The organism is uncultured Corynebacterium sp. (assembly GCF_902489365.1).
Taxonomy (GTDB): Bacteria; Actinomycetota; Actinomycetes; order Mycobacteriales; family Mycobacteriaceae; genus Corynebacterium.
This window is the reverse complement of sequence record NZ_CABTZR010000142.1, coordinates 1-2,743: the sequence shown is the minus strand read 5'-3', so window position 1 is coordinate 2,743 and position 2,743 is coordinate 1. Positions and strand designations below refer to the sequence as shown.

2 protein-coding genes and 1 pseudogene are annotated in these 2,743 nt (G+C 60.7%); all 3 read right to left on the bottom strand.

The genetic code is table 11. The features are described 5' to 3' along the window. Nucleotides 1–273: pseudogene (locus RDN59_RS11865) on the bottom strand (hypothetical protein); the annotation flags it as partial. A gap of 29 nt (nt 274–302) precedes the next feature. Beyond that, nucleotides 303–1,577 (bottom strand): hypothetical protein, encoded by a 1,275-nt coding sequence (locus RDN59_RS11860; RefSeq protein WP_308608010.1) that lies wholly within the window; start codon nt 1,575–1,577, stop codon nt 303–305. A gap of 269 nt (nt 1,578–1,846) precedes the next feature. After that, nucleotides 1,847–2,743: arginine deiminase family protein (locus tag RDN59_RS11855; RefSeq protein ID WP_308608009.1), on the bottom strand; the 897-nt coding region annotated here is incomplete at its 5' end.

Sequence of the window (2,743 nt, the reverse complement as noted above, 5' to 3'; positions counted from 1 at the left end):
TGTGGTGGTGTTTGCGTTAAGGGGGGGGTAAACGGGGACCGCCTGGTGTTGTAAGTTGGGGATGCACCAGGAACCGGCGGACCCGTCGAAGTAGGTCCGCTTGATCTTTACGGTCTGGCCGGTGTCACCCGGGTTGGCGCAGTGCTCGCCGATGGTGGTCGGGTTGGCCGGGCCCAGGTCACGTACCGGGAGGGCGTTGGCAGCCGGGGTAGCGATCAGTCCGCAGGCGATGGCCACAGCAGCGGTGGTGGAAGCAATCTTGGTCTTGAACATGGTGATTTTTCCTTGGGAAGTAAAGGGGATTAGTAAATGGTCTGGGTCGGGACTGGGAGGTTTCGGTACTCCTCCGGGGTGACGTCCTCGGTGCGGGTGGAACCGTCCTTGCTGGTGATAGTGGCCTCCGCCCAGAAACCGCTGGGCGCGGTGGTCTGCTTGTAGTTGGAGGTCAAGCTGTATTTTCCGTCCTTGCCGCAGTGGATTTCGCGGTAGTTGATGCGGGTCATGGTGGTGCCGTACTCCACGCGCACGCGCTCACCGGGGGCCAAGTCGATGTGCTCGAGTTCAGTTCCCACCGGCATGTAGGCGCGCTTGACCGCACCGACGGATTCCAGCCAGCCCTTCGGAATATCGCCGCGGTTGCCGCGCCAGTTGGTATAGGGGGCGTGCTCCGCGCCGACGACGAAGTCCGTAACAGGCGCGTATTCATAGTCACCCTTGGACCAGTTGAGGAAGTCCGTGGAGTAGCCCGGCTTGCGGAAGGTCGGCGTCACCGCAGTGATATCCAGCGGGTACCAGGAGCTATCGCGGCCATCGCAGGTCTCGCCTTCCTTGGGCCAGGATGGGTCGCGCTGCAGATCCTCGGAAGGCTGCATGATTTCATCCTTCTTCGGGTCCGCGATCTTCTCCAGGCTGGGCCCAGACACGGAGGTGTAGTTGCCCTCGATGGGCTTGGAGTTCGCGCCCGGGGAGCGGGAGGGAATCTCCATGGCCAAGTCCGAAATCGAACCATCCGCCTTGATGATGTAGGCAAAGGCGTAGCGCTCGGCCGGGCCCTTGCCGCGGATGACGTTGGCGCCGGGGAGGTTCTCCAGGCGGTCATCGTTGCAGCCGACGAACATGGAGATGAAGTCCTTTTCCACCACGCCGTATTCCACGCGGAAGGATTCACCTGGCTTCAGCGTAATAGGGCCGAAGGTTTCCTTCTCTTGCCAACCGTTGCTCAGTTTCAGTCCGATATCGGACTTGGCGGTGGTGTCCCATCCGGAAGGCATCGCGGCCTTGGAGTTGGCCTCAATCTTGTGGTTGGTGCCCGTTTCGACGGAGGCGGTGTACGGCACCTCCTGGTTCGTGGTGTTCTTAAACTGCAGGGTGCCGTCGCTCAAGTAGCGGCGGCCGGTTTCGGCAAAGTGCCACTCGGGAGTGGCGTTGTCTTCACCTGCTGCGCTGCAGCTCTTGTAAAGGTTCGTGATGGGGTAGGCCTGCGGCATGGGCGGAATACTGGCCGCCTGTGCCGAGGGGGTAACTATTGCCGCGGTTGCCACCAGTGGTGCAAGCACGCGCAGTCCCTTAGAGAGCACCTGTGTACCGTCCTTATATTTTGTTAAGTGATAAGTGAAAGATGTATAAAATCTGCACTCATTTTAGGAGGCATGCAGGGGGTAGACAATGGATGTTGAAAACGGCTTCTGGCGTTAAAAGAAAGTTAGTGCCGTTAAGTATTTGCTGGCCAGTCCATTGATCTTTCGTACACAAACTTAGGTATAACCCCGTGTGGGTGGGGTAATGCTGACCCGGTCTCTTGGCTTTGTGGGATACGCGCACCGGCGCCCGGAAGCCGGGGAACCCTCTAGTAATCCACCGCCTCGCGCACGATGGGGCAGGTCATGCAATGTCCACCACCGCGGCCGCGGCCTAGCTCTGCGGAGCCGATCTCTACAACCTCGATGCCGGCAGCCCGCAATTTCTTATTGGTGTGCTTGTTGCGGTCATAAGCCACCACCACGCCAGGTTCAATGGCCACGACGTTATTGGCGTCATCCCACTGCTCACGCGCGGCGGTATAAACGTCCCCGCCGGTTTCGATGACCTCGAAGCGTCCAATGCCGAGTGCCTGGGCGACGACGTTGAGGAAGGAGTCGGTGGGCAGTTCGACGTCGAAAGGCGCCGTGCTTGTGGAGGGGTGCAACACGATGGGCCGGATGGTGTCCACAACCTTGGGGTAGGCGGTGACCTTATTGGCATCCAGGAAGGTGAGCACAGTGTCCAGGTGCATCGAGGCACGATCGGCGGCCATAGCGGCGATGACGATCTTCTCCGCCGCACCTTCCTCGAACAGGCGCATGGCCAGCTGGCTCACGCCCTGCCACGTGGTGCGCTCGCCCATGCCAACGAGGACGATGCCCTTGCCAATCGGCATGATGTCACCGCCCTCCAGTGCTGCCAAACCCGGCTCCTCATCGGTATTGCCGTACCAGAATTGGAAGTCTGCCTGCGCAAACCGCGGGTGGTAGTTGTAGATAGCCCGGGTCAGCAGCGTTTCCTGGTGGCGCGCCGGCATGCGCATGGGGTTGAGGGAGACCCCGCCATAAATCCATGCCGAGTTATCGCGCGCGTATTGCGTGTTGGGCAGCGGGCGCAGCGCAAAAGCGGAAGGCCCGTAGACCTCGCGCATGGCGTCGATGGTTCCGTGGCCTAAGCCCTTCGGGATTTCGGCGAAGGGCAGCCCGCCGATGAGAAGTTCGGC